The organism is Streptomyces sp. AC627_RSS907, assembly GCF_019049165.1.
This window is the reverse complement of the sequence record NZ_JAGMUE010000030.1, coordinates 122,034-138,509: the sequence shown is the minus strand read 5'-3', so window position 1 is coordinate 138,509 and position 16,476 is coordinate 122,034. Positions and strand designations below refer to the sequence as shown.

Genomic DNA, 16,476 nt, shown 5'->3' with positions numbered 1-16,476 from the left:
CAGAGTGCGAACGCACACGAAGTGATGCCGTCAACAACCAGCGGTCCACAGCGCAGTCGGACCACTTTCACGCAATACCTTTCGCACTTGCAATCTGTTGTGGGACAGTCGGTGTCTGGTACTCCGGACAGGTCGATGCCCCAACCGAGCGCAGGGAGGTGGAGATCGTGGACGACGTGACGTCACGCACGGCCAACCAGCGGATCGCCGCCCCCCACCTCCGAGGCCACCACCACGTGGCTGGTCCCTCGGACGCGAGGGCCTTCCCGCCGCACGTTCCGCAGGAGGAACGCGGCATCGTCCACCCTGGAGGGGAACACCATGACCAACTGGCTGCACACCACCGCCGCTCACCTGCAGACCCGCATCGCCACCCGCGACGACAAGGGCCAGACGGCCGTGGAGTACCTGGGGATCATCGCGGTGGTGGTGGCGATCGTGCTGGCGATCACCGGGACGGACATCGGGCAGACGATCTACAACGCGATCACGGACAAGATCACCGAGGTCACCGGCATCTGACGGATCTCCGGGCAAACGGCGACGCAGGACAGGCTTTCCCCATCTACATCACGGTGGTGGGGGGCCTGCTCTTCCTCGCGCTCGCGTACTTCGCGGTCGGCCAGGCGGCGGCGACTCGCAGTGAGGCTCAGACAGCGGCGGACGCGGCGGCGCTCGCAGCGGCCCTGGAGACCCGGGACCGCCTTGCGGACCAGTGGGTCGCGAAGGTCCTGGAGCCGGAGTCGTGGCAGGACATCTTCGAGGGAAAGGCGCCGGTGCCGAGTGCCTGCTGGCGTGCCCACGAGCTGGCGGCACGCAATGACGCGAGCGTGGATTGCGAACCCGACGGGCTCCTGAGCTACACAGTCGTCGCCGAGACCAACGACACCGTCGGGGACACCATCGTGCCGGGCACCGAGGACCAGAAGGCGACGGAGACCGCGACCGCCGTCATCGAAGCGCGCTGCTCGTTCAAGCCGCCCGCCGAGGAGGCCCCTGACGAGTCCCCTGAGGAGGCCGACGAGGAGGTGCTGCCCACGCTGTCCTGCGAGGGCGAGGACTGGGAACTGAGTCCGGACCACCTCTCGGACCTACCGAAACCCGAAGACCTGTTTGACGTCCACCTGGCGGACTGACAAGCGAACGATGAGGACGAGGAAGCGAAGTCATGAGCATTCGGCGCACAACAAAGCCCCGCGGGGGATTGGTTGCATGGCCCGTTGCGATCGTGCTGGCCTTCGGCCTGGTGGGGTGTGGTGGAGGAGGAGAAAGCGACGACAAGCCGGAGACCTCGACGACCTCGACCAAGAGCAGCCAGTCCAAGCCGGATACTCAGGAAGGGAAGCCGGAGGGCACTCTGGCGGAGCTCAGGGGCCCCAGCGGCCTGTTCCTCGCAGTCACCGAAGCGCAGCGTGACGCGGGAGGCTTCGTAACGGTGAGTGGAGACCTGAAGAACGACGGGGACAAGCCGGTCAACGTTCCCGCCCAACTCAGCGGGAACGAGACCGAGATCATCCGTAACGGCAAGTCGCTCGGCGGCGCCACCTTGGTGGATTCCAAGGGCAAGAAGCGTTACTACGTGTTGCGCGACACAGAGGGCCGTCCGCTCACGACAACGAAGTTCCCTCCGCTGAAGGCAGGCGAGACCCTGCCCGTCTTCATGCAGTTCCCCGCGCCCCCCGCCGACGCGGCCGAGGTGACGCTCCAGCTGCCCATGTTCACGACCGGCACCATCGAGATCTCGGGGTGAGGCCCACGATGACCTCAGCCCCGCGCCTGGCAGCCACGGTCACCCTCCTGCTCGCCACGTCCGTCTATGGCACCACCACGGCCCACGCCGACGACGATCCCAACGACCCCCCGGGCACCGAGCCCGCCGCCTCCGCCCCCGTGGAGGTGGACCCCAACGACCCGGACCTCAAGCTTCCGGACGGTGCCACGCTCGCCCGGGCCAAGGTGCTGGACATCAAGTCGGTCGTGGAGGAGCAGAGCGGTGACGAACGCCGCGAGGACACCAACACGAGCGTGACCCTCGCCTTGCAGGCCGAGGTGCTGTTCGACAAGAACAGCTCGCGGCTCGGCGCCGAGGCGAAGTCCCGTATCTCGGGAATCGCCGAGGAGATCAAGGCCCAGAACGCCACCCGGATCCGCGTCTTCGGCTTCACCGACAACCTCGGTTCCTCCGCCCACGGCGAAGCGCTGTCCAAGCAGCGCGCCAACGCCGTGCACAACGTCCTGGCCCAGAACCTGAACGACGCCGGCATCACCTACGAGGTCCGCGGTTACGGCGAGGATTACCCCATCGCCGACAACTCGTCGGAGGCCGGCCGCAGGAAGAACCGCAGGGTCGAGATCTCCTTCCCCCGCACGGGTGGCTGACCGGAGAACGCGAGACCGACGTCTCCGGGCGCGGGGCGACCCCGTGCCCCCGGGCCAGGGACGGGCGCGGTCGGGGTCGTGTGAACGAAGACCCTGAACTCCTGTTCCCCGGGGTGACGCCTGCGGGTCGGGCTTCGCCGGCGGAGTCGGTCGGGAAGGCTGGCCGACGAGAACCGGGGCGAGGCGGCACGGTCGGGAGAGGAAGAGCGTCATGGCAACGAAGGCACCGGCGCCGAGGGCGCGACGAGCACGCGCGAGCCTCGTGCTCGCGGTACTGCTGACGACGCCGGCGGCAGCCGGGTGCGCCGGCGGCCCGGACGAACCCCGCTCCTCCGTCGACTCCACCGCGCTCACACGCCCGCAGGCGGCGGCTGCGGACGGGACGGACATCGGCGCCTGCGCGGACGGGGACTGCGAGGTCCTGGTGTCCGAGCCGGTCACGGTCCGGTTCCGTGGCCCCTCCGGCGCGGTGGCGACGCTGCACCTGACCGAGGTGGGGCCGGACGAGGTCGCCTACACGGTGAAGTCGGGCAGTGACCAGTACAAGGGCAGCGCCCGTGGTTCGGGGGCGGGGTGCGTCACCGTTCTCCGCGGCACCGGCAGCGGCAACTCCTGCGGCGTTCTCGGCGGCGGCGTCAGGCCCAGCCCCCGGCCCGATGCCGTGGTGATCCGGGCAGCACCCGGCGAGGACGGTACGGCCCTCCTCCACATCGTCTCCGGCTGACGCACCGGGGGCCATGAGCGGAGTCAGCCCCCCACGACCTCCACCTCCACCCGTATCCCCACCCGCACTCCCCACCCGGCCATCGCCCCGGCCTCGGCCTCCAGCACATGGCGGGCACGGATCCGGGGCAGCCCCAGCCTCCCCGGCCGCATGGTGCGCACCGCGACGACGGAGAGCCGCCGGTCGAGGTAGGCCACGTCGATGGGCATCCGCATCCGAAAGGTGTGCACGCTGTTGGCGGGCGACAGGAGCATCGCCCCGTCGACGGAGTCCCGACCCAGCAAGCCCTTGGCCCGTGCGCGGTACGAGCCGGCGATCTCCAGCGGAACACGGACGCCCGCGCCACCGGTCTCCCCTCCCACAACCAGCGTCCCCGCCCCGTCCCGCCAACGCCGCCGCCCCATGTTGACGCCCCTCCCCACAGTCCGGTGTCCCGCCGAACGTATCCGTCCTGGAGCAGATCCGACACGGCCGCCGAGGCCCAGCGGGACGCCCCTCCTCCAGACCGGGCCGTCCATCGCTGACCGCCGGCACCAGCCCAAATGCGGTTGTCCGGCGACCGCGTCAAAGGTAGGAAGGCCCCATGACCGGACTCGGTGTCGTGTGCACGGGCCACCGGACAGCCGGTGACGAGCCGGTCGTCGAGGGCTTCGGCGGTTCGCCGCCGTGGAGGTCCGGCCCCTGGTGGCCCAGGCCGCCCGCCCCCGTCCGAGATGAACATTGACCCTCCCTTGATCGGATCCGTCCCCATGGCACAGCCCCGTCCCCACCCCCGTTCCTTCGACGACCTCGTGGCCGAAGGCGCCTCCGTTCCCACCGAGGGGTGGGACTTCTCCTGGTTCGAGGGGCGGGCCAGTGAGGCGCGGCCGTCCTGGGGGTACGCGCGGTCCATGGCGGGGCGGCTGGCCGACGCGACCGCCGTGCTGGACGTGCAGACCGGGGGAGGGGAGGTGCTGGACTTCGCCCTGCGAGTCGAGGGCGAGGGCGGCACCCGACGGCCCCGGCTCGTCGTCGCCACCGAGGGCTGGGCGCCCAACGTGGCCAAGGCCACCGAACTGCTCCGCCCGCGCGGCGTCCCCGTGGTCGCCTCACCCGACGACGCGCCCCTTCCCTTCGCGGACGGCGCCTTCGACCTGGTCGTGAGCCGGCACCCGGTGGAACCGCACTGGGCCGAGATCACCCGCGTGCTCGCGCCCGGCGGCACGTACTTCGCGCAGCACGTCGGCCCCGGAAGCGTCTTCGAGCTCGTCGAGTACTTCCTCGGGCCCCAGCCGGAGGAGATCCGCAACCACCGTCACCCCGACCGCGAGCGCGCGGAAGCCGAGGCGGCCGGCCTGGAGGTCGTGGACCTGCGGGCGGAGCGGTTGCGGATGGAGTTCCACGACATCGGGGCCGTCGTCCACTTCCTGCGCAAGGTCGTGTGGATGGTCCCGGGGTTCACCGTCGAGGAGTACCGGCCCCGCCTGCGCGAGCTGCACGACCGCATCGAGGCCGACGGCCCCTTCGTCGCCCACAGCACGCGTCACCTCTTCGACGCCCGCAAACCACGCCGGTAGGCCCGCGGCACACGCCCGCCACCACGCCGTCCACCAGCGGTGAACGCCGGCACGACCGGGTCGGCGGCCCAGCTGCCGGTGCGGGCGACGGGTGCGCCCCGACCGGCCACAGGGCGTTCCGTACGTCCCTGCGGGTGGCGCCGTCGGCCCGCAAGTCCCACCGACAGCTCGGTCGAGGACAGCACCTGGGCGTGGGCTCCGGGCGTCGCGGCGGCCACGTCGGCGGCCGGCGTGCCCGTTCGGGTGGAGATGGCCAGGAACCGTCGTCGGAGTCTTCGCGCACGGGCCGCGCCCCAGGTGATCCGCACCGTCTTCCTCAGGGGGCCATGTCGGGGGAGTAGGAGGAGAGGTCTTGGCCCGGTGGGTGTCGCGGCGGCGGATCTTCGGTGCGTAAGGGGCATACCTTCGCAAAGGTTCGCCTGCCCGGAGAGACGGTCCGGAATCACCCCGTGATCCTCACGGCATGTCCACATCGTTATCCATCGTTGTCCGGCCCGGGACGAATCCGTGGCACGTGAGCGCGTAAGTTCGGGGCCAGGTAATTCGCGTGAGCAAAGTTGCGCGTGTGGCACCGTGCAGTGGAGGGGGCTGCGCGGTGCCCGGTCAAGCGGGCGTTCGCCGGTGGTGTCACCCGGTGGTGGGAATCTGGGGGTCGGCCGGGTTCAGGCCATGATCCAGGGCGGAATGAGGGCTTCCAGGGGCGTCCGGGCGTCGCCGGACGGTTTCGGAGAGTAGTTGTTGCGCGCCGATGCACGCACCATCCCTTACGAAGGGTTATGGTGGAAACCCCCCCTCGGGCCGGTCCGTCTCCCCCCCACGGACCGGCCCGTTTTTCTGCCCGCCCCCGGCAGCCCGCCTCCGACCGCCCTCGGGCCGTCCCACGGCCGCCCCTCGCGCGGGCGCGCACCGCCGCCCCCAAGGGGCGCCCGTAACGAGGTGTTCACCGGTGTGTCGTCCCGGGGCATGGCATGGCGGAGGTCGTGGGAGGGCATAAAGCAAGCAGGTCGACGCCCGAACCACGGGTGTCGTATCTCAGCGGACGGCGCGGAGCCGTCCGCCCGGGAGGCCCTTTGCACCAGCCCGACCGTGCGGTCACGGCACGGAAGACGCGGCGGAGGGCCGGTTCGCGGCCCTCGCCGGTGCAGGGCGGCCGCCGACCGGTCGGCTCGCTCCCGCGCTCCCGGCCCAGCGTCCACTCCGTCGCTCCCCGACCTCTTCCGAGGGGGTACGTCCTTCCGTGGTGACCAGCACAAAGCGCCACAAGCCAGATCGGCGCACCTACGTACTCGACACCAGCGTCCTGCTGGCCGACCCGAACGCCCTGAACCGCTTCGACGAGCACGAGGTCGTGCTCCCGATCGTCGTGGTGACGGAGCTGGAGGCCAAGCGGCACCATCCCGAACTCGGCTACTTCGCCCGGCAGGCCCTGCGCCTGCTCGACGAGTTCCGGGTGCGGCACGGTCGCCTGGACGCCCCCATTCCGATCGGGGGACTCGGCGGCACCGTGCGTGTCGAGCTCAACCACTCGGACCCCAGCGTGCTGCCCACCGGCTACCGCCTGGGGGACAACGACTCCCGCATCCTCGCGGTCGCCCGCAACCTGCAGGCGGAGGGGTTCGACGTCACCGTCGTCTCGAAGGACCTGCCGCTCAGGATCAAGGCGTCCTCCGTCGGCCTGCTCGCCGAGGAGTACCGCGCCGAGCTGGCCATCACGGACGCCTCCGGCTGGACCGGGATGTCCGAACTGACCCTGCCCGGGGAGCAGGTGGACATCCTCTTCGAGGAGGGGCACGTCCACGTCCCGGAGGCCGCCGACCTGCCCGTGCACACCGGGCTGACCATCCAGTCGGAGCGCGGCAGGGCCCTCGGCCGGGTCATGGCCGACGGCAGCGTCCGCCTGGTCCGCGGCGACCGGGAGGCGTTCGGCATCAAGGGCCGCAGCGCCGAGCAGCGGATCGCGCTCGACCTGCTGCTCGACCCGGACGTCGGCATCGTGTCGATGGGCGGCCGGGCCGGCACGGGCAAGTCGGCGCTGGCGCTGTGCGCGGGGCTGGAGGCGGTGCTGGAGCGCCGGCAGCACCAGAAGGTGATGGTCTTCCGTCCGCTGTACGCGGTGGGCGGGCAGGAGCTCGGCTATCTGCCCGGCTCCGAGGCGGAGAAGATGAGCCCCTGGGCCCAGGCGGTCTTCGACACGCTGTCGGCGGTCACCAGCCGGGAGGTCATAGAGGAGGTCACCGCCCGCGGGATGCTGGAGGTCCTCCCGCTCACCCACATCCGCGGCCGCTCCCTCCACGACGCGTTCGTGATCGTGGACGAGGCCCAGTCGCTCGAACGCAACGTACTGCTGACCGTGCTGTCCCGGATCGGGGCCAATTCGCGGGTCGTCCTGACCCATGACGTGGCGCAGCGGGACAACCTGCGGGTGGGGCGGTACGACGGTGTCGTCGCCGTCGTCGAGAAGCTGAAGGGCCATCCGCTCTTCGCGCACGTCACTCTGACGCGCTCCGAGAGGTCCCAGATCGCGGCACTCGTGACCGAAATGCTGGAGGACGGCCACATCTGACCCGTCCGAGAACTCCGACCCGACAAGGGCCGGTTACCCGTTGGTCGGCGCCGCCCGAAAAGGCCAAGAGCCTAGCCGGGCGGCGCCTTCGCGCGTGGGGATTTCCGGGAACCGCCTGGGCCAAACGGGATGTGAGCTTTCACACGCGACACGGAATTGCCTCACCCCGCCGAATTGCGGCAGAGTCTCACTCCTGTCAGGCCCCGCATACGACACACCTGTGCCCCCAGCGGTACGGCACCACAGAAACACCAGTTCCAACTCCATAGCAGAGTCGTATGCCGCCCGAGCACCACGCGGCGCTCCCCCTCAGGGGAGTTGTCCACCGGGCCCGTGCCTCCCGTGACCCGTAGTTGGGGAGGCCAGTGCCAGGGGCACGATTGCGTCCGCGAGGGTCACCGAAGCGGGCGATGCTGGAAGGAAACCGTGTGAGCCGGATCTCGGTCCGGGGATTCGCAGTGGCCTCGGCCACGGCGGTCACCGCAGTCGGAAGCGTCGTCGGCGTTGCCTCGGGCAGCACCGCGCAGAACAACGACGCGGAGGCGACGGCAGCAGGCACGACGCTGCTCGCGGACATCCCCATGGGCGAGCAGGCGCAGGTGCAGACCGCGTCCCTGACGCAGCAGGCCGACGCCCAGGCCATCGCCGCGGACGCGAGCGCCAAGAAGGACGCCGAGGAGGCGGCCCGCAAGGCAGCCGCCCAAACCGCCGTGGCCAAGCAGGAGAAGGCCAAGAAGGCGGCCGCGAAGGCAGCCGACGAGGCCAAGGAGCGCGAGCTGGAGAAGAAGGCCAGCCGCGACACCACGCGCGATGCCACCAGCTTCTCCGTCCAGAGCTCCTACAGCATCGGCCAGATCCAGGCGATGGCCCGCCAGATGGTGCCCAGCGGCCAGTGGCAGTGCTTCAGCAACATCGTGGACCACGAGTCCAGCTGGAACTACAAGGCGGTCAACCCCTCCTCCGGCGCCTACGGTCTCTTCCAGGCGCTCCCGGCGGGCAAGTACGCCTCCGCGGGCGCCGACTGGCAGACCAACCCGGCCACCCAGATCAAGTGGGGCCTCAACTACATGGACAGCCGCTACGGCAGCCCGTGCGAGGCCTGGACCTTCTGGCAGGCCAACCACTGGTACTGAGCCCACCCGGCGCGGTCCACAGCTCAACCTCGCGCAGCCCCTCGCCGTCCTTGGGTGAGGGGCTTTCGCGTGCTCGCCATGTACGGTCTGACCGAGCGACTCCAGGGGGAGTGGTGGGGAGAGACGGGGGAAGAGGACGGATCATGTCGCGAGTGCCAGGGTGGCTCGGCCGGCTCGGCGCCGGACTGACCCAGATGAGCAGGCGGTTGGAGCAGCGCCGCGCCGAGGCCCAGCGGGAGGGTGACGACGAGGGACCGCCGTCGCCCCCCGACCACGTACCGCCGCTGGCGGAGCCCGCGTCGCCGGAGCACGCCGGCGCCGCGGACCAGACGTACGTGGTCCCGACGCGCCCCGACCCGGCGCAGGCCGTGCCCTGGGGGATGCGGGTCGCCGCGGAGGCCGGGTGGCGGCTGCTGGTCCTCGCGGGCACCGTGTGGGTGCTGACGCGGATCATCAGCGCCGTACAACTGGTGGTGCTGGCGTTCGTGGCCGCGCTGCTGATCACGGCGCTGCTCCAGCCGAGCGTGGCGTGGCTGCGCCGGCACGGTGTGCCGCGGGGGCCGGCCACGGCCCTGACCGCGATCTTCGGCTTCGTCGTGATGGGCCTGATCGGCTGGTTCGTGACCTGGCAGGTCATGGAGAACATCGACAACCTCTCCGACCAGGTCCAGGACGGCATCGACGAGCTGCGCAACTGGCTGCTGAACAGCCCCTTCCATGTCACCGACAAGCAGATCAACGAGATCGCCAAGAACCTGCGCGAGGCGGTCGGCGCCAACACCGACCAGATAACGTCGGCCGGCCTGGAGGGCGTCACGGTCGTCGTCGAGGCGCTCACCGGCATCCTGCTGGCCGCCTTCTCGACGCTCTTCCTGCTCTACGACGGCAAGCGCATCTGGCAGTGGACGCTGAAGCTCGTGCCCGCGGCGGCGCGGCCCGGGGTGGCCGGTGCCGGCCCGCGCGCGTGGCGGACGCTGACGGCGTACGTGCGCGGCACGGTGATAGTGGCGCTGATCGACGCCATCTTCATCGGCCTCGGCATCTACTTCCTGGACGTGCCGATGGCCGTCCCGCTGGCCGTGTTCATCTTCCTGTTCGCCTTCATCCCGCTGGTCGGCGCGGTGGTGTCCGGCGCGCTCGCGGTCGTGGTGGCGCTGGTCACGCAGGGCATGTTCGCGGCGGTCATGACGCTCGCCGTGGTGCTGGTGGTGCAGCAGATCGAGGGCCACATCCTGCAGCCCTTCATCCTGGGGCGCGCGGTGCGCGTCCATCCCCTGGCGGTGGTGCTGTCGGTGGCCGCCGGTGGACTGGTGGCCGGCATCGGCGGCGCGGTGGTCGCCGTACCGCTGGTGGCGGTGACCAACACCGTCGTGGGCTATCTGCGGGCACACTCCCGCGAGACGGCCGTACGACAGGCCCCGAAGCCGCCGGGCGCGACGGCGACGACGGACGCGTCCCCGGCGGCGGAACCGCCCCCGGGACCTGCCGCGACCGAGCCGCCGTCGGGCACCGGCCCGGCGTAGCGGCGACACGAGGACGGGCCCCGCTCACCACCAGGGTGAGCGGGGCCCGTCGTCGTGTTCCGCGTCGCGGGGGCGGCCGAGTGGTTACTCGGCGGCGAGCACCGCCTCGGCGTCCAGCGTCGCACCGACGGCCTGGACGACGGCGGCGATCTTGAACGCCTCCTGGATCGTCTCGCGGTCCATACCGGCCTTGCGGAGCACCTGCTCGTGCGAGTCCAGGCACATGCCGCAGCCGTTGATGGCGGACACCGCGAAGGACCACAGCTCGAAGTCGACCTTGTCGACGCCCGGGTTGCCGATGACGTTCATCCGCAGGCCGGCGCGCAGGGTGCCGTACTCGTGGTCCGACAGCAGGTGCCGGGTGCGGTAGAACACGTTGTTCATCGCCATGATCGCGGCGGCCGACTTGGCGGCCGAGTACGCCTCGGGCGTGAGGTTCGCCTTCGCCTCCGGCTCCAGCTCGCGCAGCACGATGGGGGAGCGCGAGGCGATGGCGGTCGCCAGCACGGTGCCCCACAGCTGCTGCGCCGGGAGGTCGGAGTTGCCGATGACCGAGCCCAGGTTGAGCTTCAGGTCCTTGGCGTAGTCCGGTACGGCGGCCTTCAGGGAGTCGAGGGACATGTCAGGTCACTCCCCGGCCAGCAGCGCGACCGGGTCGAGGGTCTCGTCGCCCTTGCTCCAGTTGCACGGGCAGAGCTCGTCGGTCTGCAGCGCGTCGAGGACCCGCAGGACCTCCTTGGGGTTACGGCCGACCGAGCCGGCGGTCACCATGGTGAACTGGATCTCGTTGTTCTGGTCCACGATGAACACGGCGCGCTTGGCGAAGCCGTCCTCGCCCTCGATGCCGAGGTCGCGCATCAGCTGGTGCTTGGAGTCCGCCATCATGGGGAACGGCAGGTCCGTCAGGTCCGGGTGGTCCTTGCGCCAGGCGTGGTGGACGAACTCGGAGTCGCCGGAGAAGCCGAGGACCTGGGCGTCACGGTCGGCGAACTCGTCGTTCAGCTTGCCGAAGGCGGCGATCTCGGTCGGGCACACGAAGGTGAAGTCCTTGGGCCAGGCGAAGATGACCTTCCACTTGCCCTCGTAGGTCTTGTGGTTGATCGTCTCGAACTCCTTGCCCTTCTCCAGCGAGACGCAGGCGGTCAGTTCGAACTCGGGGAACTTGTCACCGACAGTGAGCACGCGCTCTCCTTGCAGCGAAGAAACACCCGCTTTGCGAGTGTTTCCCATGGGTTGGACTTGATCGATGTTGGCACAGAGTGCATTGATTACGGAAATAGCTACACTCGGTCGAGTTGATCGGAGGTGGTTATCAGTGACGGGCAAGAAGAGGCAGCCCAGCCTCGCCCAGCTGCGGGCTTTCGCCGCGGTCGCCGAGCATCTGCACTTCCGCGACGCGGCCGCCGCGATCGGCATGAGCCAGCCCGCGCTCTCGGGCGCCGTTTCCGCCCTGGAGGAGACACTCGGTGTCACCCTGCTCGAGCGTACGACGCGCAAGGTGCTGCTCTCGCCCGCCGGCGAACGACTCGCGGTGCGGACCAAGGCGGTACTGGCCGAGGTCGGCGCGCTGCTGGAGGAGGCGGAGGCGGTACGGGCACCGTTCACCGGGGTGCTGCGGCTCGGTGTCATCCCGACGGTGGCGCCGTACCTGCTGCCCGCCGTGCTGCGACTGGTGCACGACCGGTACCCGGACCTCGACCTCCAGGTCCACGAGGAGCAGACCGCGAGCCTGCTGGACGGCCTCACGACCGGCCGCCTCGACCTGCTGCTGCTCGCGGTCCCGCTCGGCGTCCCGGGGGTCACCGAGCTTCCCCTCTTCGACGAGGACTTCGTGCTCGTCACCCCGCTCGACCACCGGCTCGGCGGCCGGGAGGGCATTCCGCGCACGGTACTGCGCGAGCTGAGGCTGCTGCTGCTCGACGAGGGGCACTGCCTGCGCGACCAGGCCCTCGACATCTGCCGTGAGGCGGGCCGCGCCGACGTGCCGGCCACCACCACGGCGGCGGGCCTGTCGACGCTGGTGCAGCTGGTCGCGGGCGGCCTCGGGGTGACGCTGCTGCCGCGTACGGCGGTCCGCGTGGAGACGTCCCGCTCCAGCCAGCTCCTTACCGGCTCCTTCGCCGACCCCGCGCCCACCCGCCGCGTCGCCCTCGCCATGCGCACGGGCGCGGCGCGCTCCGCGGAGTACGAGGAGCTGGCATCGGCCCTGCGCGAGGCGATGCGGGACCTGCCGGTACGGATGGTCGACGCCTGAGAATCCGGGGGGCGGGGCCCTCGCGCCTCACCCCGCCCGGGTCACAGGGTCCCCCGCCACCGCGTCCCGCCCGTCGGCGCCGCGTCCCGGCCCCCACGCCCGGGCGCTTCGCGTTGGCTGCTGGGCCCCGTCCCGCCATACCCGGCCGCCGTGCTCCGGCCGCTCCGCCTGGTCCGCCGGGCCCCGCTGCCCCGTTCCGGCCGCCGTCAGGCCCCGGCCGTCGCGCCTTGGCTGCTCGTTTCGGCCGCCGATCCCCCGCCGGGCCGACTTGGCCGGGGCCGCCGTGTTCCGCTGGGGTTCGCCATTGCGCTGCCGGGCGGATCGGCGGACCCGCTGCCCCGTTCCGGCCGCCCACGCCGGGCACGGGCCGTCGCGCTTCGACGCCGGCCCGCGCCGGCCCTGCCGGGTCGACCGGCCCGGGCCGCCGTGTTCCGGCCGGTCCGCTTGGGCCGCTGGGGCCCGCCGTGCCGCTGCCGGGCGGTTCGCCGCGTTCCGGCTGCTGACCCCGAGCCGCTGAGTCCCCGTCGGTCCGGGCGGGCCAGGCCGCCGCGCTTCGGCTGCCACGGCTGGGGCGCCGGGCGGGCCGACATCGCTTCGGCCGTTCCGGCCGCCCGTGGAGCCCCGCCGGCCGGGCAGCAGCCCTGCCCCGCCCGCCGCCCCGCCCCGCCTCGGCGGGGCGGGGCCACGTCGGGGTCACTCCGTGCGCAGTCCCTCCGGTCGCATCAGCCGGAGCAGTGGCGGAAGGCTGCAGAGGGTCACCGTCAGGACGACCGCGGCGCCGATGCCGGTCATGGTGAGGACGCCGGTCCAGTCGACGTGCACCGGGGTGCCCGTCATCTTCAGCAGGACCGCGCCCAGCGTCAGGCCCACCACCGAGGCCAGCAGCAGGCCCAGCGTGATCGGGATCGCGGTCTGCCACAGCACCGACAGGCTGAGCGTGCGGCGCCGGGTGCCGAAGGCGACCAGGGCCGACAGCAGCTTCTTCCGCTCGCGCAACTGCTCCAGCTGCGAGACCAGCAGACTGGCGCCGATGAGCGCCAGCACGCACGCCGCCCCGACGAGCAGACCCGTGCGGATGGCGTCGAACCGGTCGGTGCGCTCCGTCCTCGACCACGTCATGGTGTCCGCCAGCGGATCGACGGCCGCCGCGGTGTTCCGTACCCGCTCCCGCACGTCCGCCACCGACTCGTCCAGCCTGAGGTAGGCGTGCCCGGTCAGGGCAGGCGCCAGCGTGTCCGGCATCGCCTTCGGCGTGAACAGGAAACCACCCCGGTCGATCCCGGCCAGCAGACCCTTGCGCGGCTTCGCCGCCTTCACGCCCTGCGGCACCGTCCAGGGGATCTCCCGCCCCTTCGACCCGCCCTCGTACGACGGGTCCACGTACAGCTTCCGACCCGGCTCGGCCAGCTTCGCCACGTCGACCCCGGTGTCCCACTCGGCGCCGTGGACGGCGAACACGTCCCCGTCCTCGCACGAGGGCAGGTTGGCGATCTCACGCAGTGAGGCGCAGTCGCCCACCGTCACCGACGTGCCGTTCTCCGGCTCCAGGACGCGGTCGCCGAGGAACCCCTCGGAGTAGGCGTAGACCGCCTTCACCCCCTCGGTGTTCCGGAACTTGTCGGCCGCCGGGTCCAGCAGGACCTGGCTCGGCAGGGTCGCCTCCATCTGCGCCCACGACACGTCCTTCCCGGTGGCCTTGGTGTAGTCACCCTCCACGCCGACGAACAGCATCTGCAGCGCGATCGCCCCGGCGACGGCCACCGCGATGCCGTTGACCATGCGCGCCGCCGTGCCGCTGCTCATCTGCAGCCTGCGCACGGCCAGTTGCCAGGCCACGCCCCTGCCACCGAGCCGGGCGACGACCGTCTCCACGATCCACGGCAGCAGCGCCGTCACGCCGACCAGGAGCAGCACGACACCGCCGGTCACCAGGTACTGGTTGAAGTCGCCGTTCTCGCGCCCGTTGCCGATCATCGGGTAGAGCATGGCCAGTCCGGCCACGGGCAGCAGCAGCCGCCACCACAGCCGCCGCCGCTGCGGGCGGCTCGCGCGCACCACGCCGAGCGGTTCGATGACCACCCCGCGCAGCGCGAACAGCGTCACCAGCACCGCCGCCGCCGGCACCGCGAGCCCCACCAGCAGGGCCAGCAGGGGGGAGGGGTTCAGGTAACTCGGGAAGACACTGATGTCGTACACCTCGGCCCGGCCCGCCAGCTGACGCCCGACCATGAAGAACCCGGCCCCGAAGACCAGCCCCAGCACCGCGCCCGCCAGCGCCTCGCCCGCGGCGACCCGCCGGGTCATACGGCTGTCGGAGCCCACCAGCCTCAGCGCCGCGAGCCGCCGGTCCCGGCGCTCACCGCCGAACCGCACGGCTGCCGCGATGAAGACCGCGACCGGCATCAGCAGCACCACGAAGACGACGAGGACCAGCAGGAGCAGCACCGGGTCGGACCGCTCGGTCACCGGCGCGGGGTCCCCGAACCGGTCGATACGGGCGACCCGGCCGCCGTCGATGTGCGGTGCGAGCCCCTCGGCGCCCCGGTAGTAGGCGAGTTCGGCCGAGCCGATCAGCCCGCTCTCCCCGATCGTGCCCACGATCCGGTCCGGCAGCCGCTCGCGCAGCAGTGCGCCGGAGTCCGACTCCAGCAGTTCCTTCAGCGCGGGGGAGACCACCATCTCGCCCACCGCCGGGAACTTCTCCACCCCCGGCGGCAGCGGGGCGCGCGGGCCCTCGGGCTCCAGGGCGCGACCGCGGACGGACGTGTCGCGGAAGTCCTCACCGAACCGGGCGACCACGAGGGTGTCGTCCGCCTTCGGTATCTCCTTGGTGACGAAGGTGATGTCGGTGCGCGCGGCCTCCCTCTCGTGCCGGACGGCGAGCGCGTTCGGGATCGCCGTCGTCAGCAGGAGCAGCGCCACGCCGAGCCCGACACCGACCGCCGTCAGCACGGCCCGGGTCCACCCCTCGCGCCCGCCGGTGAAGGCGAACCGGACGCCCAGCATCAGGTCCGCTGCCCACCTGCGCAGGTTCATACGACTCGCTCCATGTCCCGGGACCGGCCGTCGCGTACGACGATCTCGCGGTCGGAGTAGGCGGCCACCCGTGCCTCGTGCGTGACCAGGACGACGGCGGCGTTGGTGGAGCGGGCGGCGTCGGTGAAGAGCTCCATCACGCGCTCGCCGTTGAGGGAGTCCAGTGCGCCGGTCGGTTCGTCGGCGAAGAGCACGCGGGGGTTCGTGACCAGTGACCGGGCCACCGCGACGCGCTGTCCCTGGCCGCCGGAGACCTCGCCGGGCCGCTTCTTCCTCAGGTCGTCGACCTCCAGCTTCTCCATCCAGGTGAGCGCGGCCCGCTCGGCCTCCTTGCGGGAGGTGCCGTTCAGGCGCAGCGGGAGGGCGACGTTCTCGACGCAGGTCAGTTCCGGCACAAGCTGCCCGAACTGGAAGACGAAGCCGAACTCCGAACGGCGCAGCGCGCTGCGCTGGGAGTCGTTCATGGCGGACAGTTCACGCCCGTTGTAGGTGATCGTCCCGGAGTCGGGCGGCACGATGCCGGCGAGGCAGTGCAGCAGCGTCGACTTGCCGGACCCGGAGGGGCCCATCACGGCGACGATCTCTCCGGGGTGGATGGAGAACTCGGCCCCGTCGAGGGCGAGGGTCGGGCCGTAGGCCTTGGTCAGCTTCTCGGCCGAGAGCAGGGAACCTGCGGGGGGATTCATCGGGCCACCGCCTCACGGAGCTTGTCGAGGCGCGCGGCGGTGAGCTCCAGCCAGCGCAGGTCGGCCTCGAGGTGGAACAGGGCGTGGTCGCAGATGAGCTGGTCGGCGAGGTCGCCCTTGCGCTTGCGGTCGGTGAGGATGCGCATGCTGCGCAGGTGCTCCGAACGCTGGGTGTCGAGGAGGTCGGCCGCGTCGCGGTGGGTGAGCAGCGCGAGGACGACCTTGGTGTAGAGCGTCGACTGGAGGTACGGCTCGGGCTTCTCCGGCGTGGCGAGCCACTGCTGTACGTCGGTGATCCCCGCGTCGGTGATCGCGTACCGCTTCCGCTCCGGGCCACCGCCCGCCTCGATGCCGTCGACCACGACGAGGCCGTTCTTCAGCAGGCGGGACATCGTCGAGTAGACCTGGCCGTAGTGCAGCGGCCGGTCGTGACCGAACTTCTCGTCGAAGGCGCGCTTCAGGTCGTAACCGTGGCGCGGCCCGGACTCCAGGAGACCCAGGAGGGTGTGACCGATGGACATGCGGAGCACTCTACACACGGTGTATACGCACCATGTATACGCGGGGTGCAGAGCTGCTGGCGGGGCGTACGGGTCCGCAGGTCGGAGCCGTTTGTCACGGT

The 16,476-nt window shown here is 71.2% G+C and carries 16 protein-coding genes; 10 read left to right on the top strand and 6 right to left on the bottom strand.

The features are described from left to right. Positions 1-321: 321 nt before the first annotated feature. From KUM32_RS09025 to KUM32_RS09005, 5 genes are all read left to right on the top strand, one after another. Entirely contained in the window at positions 322-522 is a 201-nt protein-coding gene (locus tag KUM32_RS09025; protein WP_217141281.1) for a Flp family type IVb pilin, read from the top strand. Further along, positions 519-1,136 carry a pilus assembly protein TadG-related protein gene (locus KUM32_RS09020; protein WP_217141347.1) on the top strand — a complete coding sequence of 206 codons (618 nt, stop codon included), beginning with the start codon at positions 519-521 and terminating at the stop codon, positions 1,134-1,136. Before KUM32_RS09025 ends, KUM32_RS09020 begins: the two co-directional genes overlap by 4 nt. Before the next feature lie 32 nt (positions 1,137-1,168). Next, the gene (locus tag KUM32_RS09015) at positions 1,169-1,750 is read left to right on the top strand and encodes a hypothetical protein (protein ID WP_217141280.1); all 582 of its coding nucleotides are present in this window, start codon (positions 1,169-1,171) and stop codon (positions 1,748-1,750) included. An 8-nt stretch (positions 1,751-1,758) separates the two neighbouring features. Further along, positions 1,759-2,379: an OmpA family protein gene (locus KUM32_RS09010; RefSeq protein WP_217141279.1), complete on the top strand. Its 621-nt coding sequence runs from the start codon at positions 1,759-1,761 to the stop codon at positions 2,377-2,379. Positions 2,380-2,590: 211 nt separating this feature from the next. Continuing rightward, complete coding sequence (locus tag KUM32_RS09005; protein ID WP_217141278.1) at positions 2,591-3,103, top strand: hypothetical protein; 513 nt, start codon at positions 2,591-2,593, stop codon at positions 3,101-3,103. A gap of 23 nt (positions 3,104-3,126) precedes the next feature. Here the strand turns inward: KUM32_RS09005 and KUM32_RS09000 are convergent, their stop codons facing one another. Then, positions 3,127-3,507 carry a DUF192 domain-containing protein gene (locus tag KUM32_RS09000; RefSeq protein ID WP_217141277.1) on the bottom strand — a complete coding sequence of 127 codons (381 nt, stop codon included), beginning with the start codon at positions 3,505-3,507 and terminating at the stop codon, positions 3,127-3,129. Between the two features lie 345 nt (positions 3,508-3,852). Between KUM32_RS09000 and KUM32_RS08995 the strand changes: the two genes are divergently transcribed. The 4 genes from KUM32_RS08995 (at position 3,853) to KUM32_RS08980 (ending at position 9,878) form a co-directional block, all read left to right on the top strand. Beyond that, positions 3,853-4,659: a class I SAM-dependent methyltransferase gene (locus KUM32_RS08995; RefSeq protein ID WP_217141276.1), complete on the top strand. Its 807-nt coding sequence runs from the start codon at positions 3,853-3,855 to the stop codon at positions 4,657-4,659. 1,237 nt (positions 4,660-5,896) lie between these two features. After that, entirely contained in the window at positions 5,897-7,222 is a 1,326-nt protein-coding gene (locus KUM32_RS08990; RefSeq protein ID WP_217141275.1) for a PhoH family protein, read from the top strand. A 428-nt stretch (positions 7,223-7,650) separates the two neighbouring features. Then, complete coding sequence (locus tag KUM32_RS08985; protein ID WP_217141274.1) at positions 7,651-8,355, top strand: transglycosylase SLT domain-containing protein; 705 nt, start codon at positions 7,651-7,653, stop codon at positions 8,353-8,355. A gap of 143 nt (positions 8,356-8,498) precedes the next feature. Beyond that, a complete protein-coding gene (locus tag KUM32_RS08980; RefSeq protein ID WP_217141273.1) occupies positions 8,499-9,878 on the top strand; it encodes an AI-2E family transporter in 1,380 nt (459 codons plus the stop codon). Between the two features lie 84 nt (positions 9,879-9,962). Here KUM32_RS08980 and KUM32_RS08975 read toward each other — a convergent pair whose 3' ends face one another. Next, entirely contained in the window at positions 9,963-10,499 is a 537-nt protein-coding gene (locus tag KUM32_RS08975) for an alkyl hydroperoxide reductase (RefSeq protein ID WP_217141272.1), read from the bottom strand. Between the two features lie 6 nt (positions 10,500-10,505). Further along, on the bottom strand, positions 10,506-11,060 hold the full coding sequence (locus tag KUM32_RS08970) for a peroxiredoxin (protein WP_217141271.1): 555 nt from the start codon (positions 11,058-11,060) through the stop codon (positions 10,506-10,508). 133 nt (positions 11,061-11,193) lie between these two features. Between KUM32_RS08970 and KUM32_RS08965 the strand changes: the two genes are divergently transcribed. Next, positions 11,194-12,132, top strand: coding sequence for a LysR substrate-binding domain-containing protein (locus KUM32_RS08965; RefSeq protein ID WP_217141270.1), 939 nt, complete (start codon positions 11,194-11,196; stop codon positions 12,130-12,132). Between the two features lie 693 nt (positions 12,133-12,825). Here KUM32_RS08965 and KUM32_RS08960 read toward each other — a convergent pair. From KUM32_RS08960 to KUM32_RS08950, 3 genes are read right to left on the bottom strand one after another with little or no spacing between them, the layout of a single operon-like run. After that, positions 12,826-15,168: an ABC transporter permease gene (locus KUM32_RS08960; protein WP_217141269.1), complete on the bottom strand. Its 2,343-nt coding sequence runs from the start codon at positions 15,166-15,168 to the stop codon at positions 12,826-12,828. Further along, on the bottom strand, positions 15,165-15,854 hold the full coding sequence (locus KUM32_RS08955) for an ABC transporter ATP-binding protein (RefSeq protein WP_217141268.1): 690 nt from the start codon (positions 15,852-15,854) through the stop codon (positions 15,165-15,167). The genes KUM32_RS08960 and KUM32_RS08955 overlap by 4 nt, the downstream gene beginning before the upstream one ends. Beyond that, the gene (locus KUM32_RS08950; protein ID WP_217141267.1) at positions 15,851-16,375 is read right to left on the bottom strand and encodes a PadR family transcriptional regulator; all 525 of its coding nucleotides are present in this window, start codon (positions 16,373-16,375) and stop codon (positions 15,851-15,853) included. Before KUM32_RS08950 ends, KUM32_RS08955 begins: the two co-directional genes overlap by 4 nt. Between the last annotated feature and the right edge of the window lie 101 nt (positions 16,376-16,476).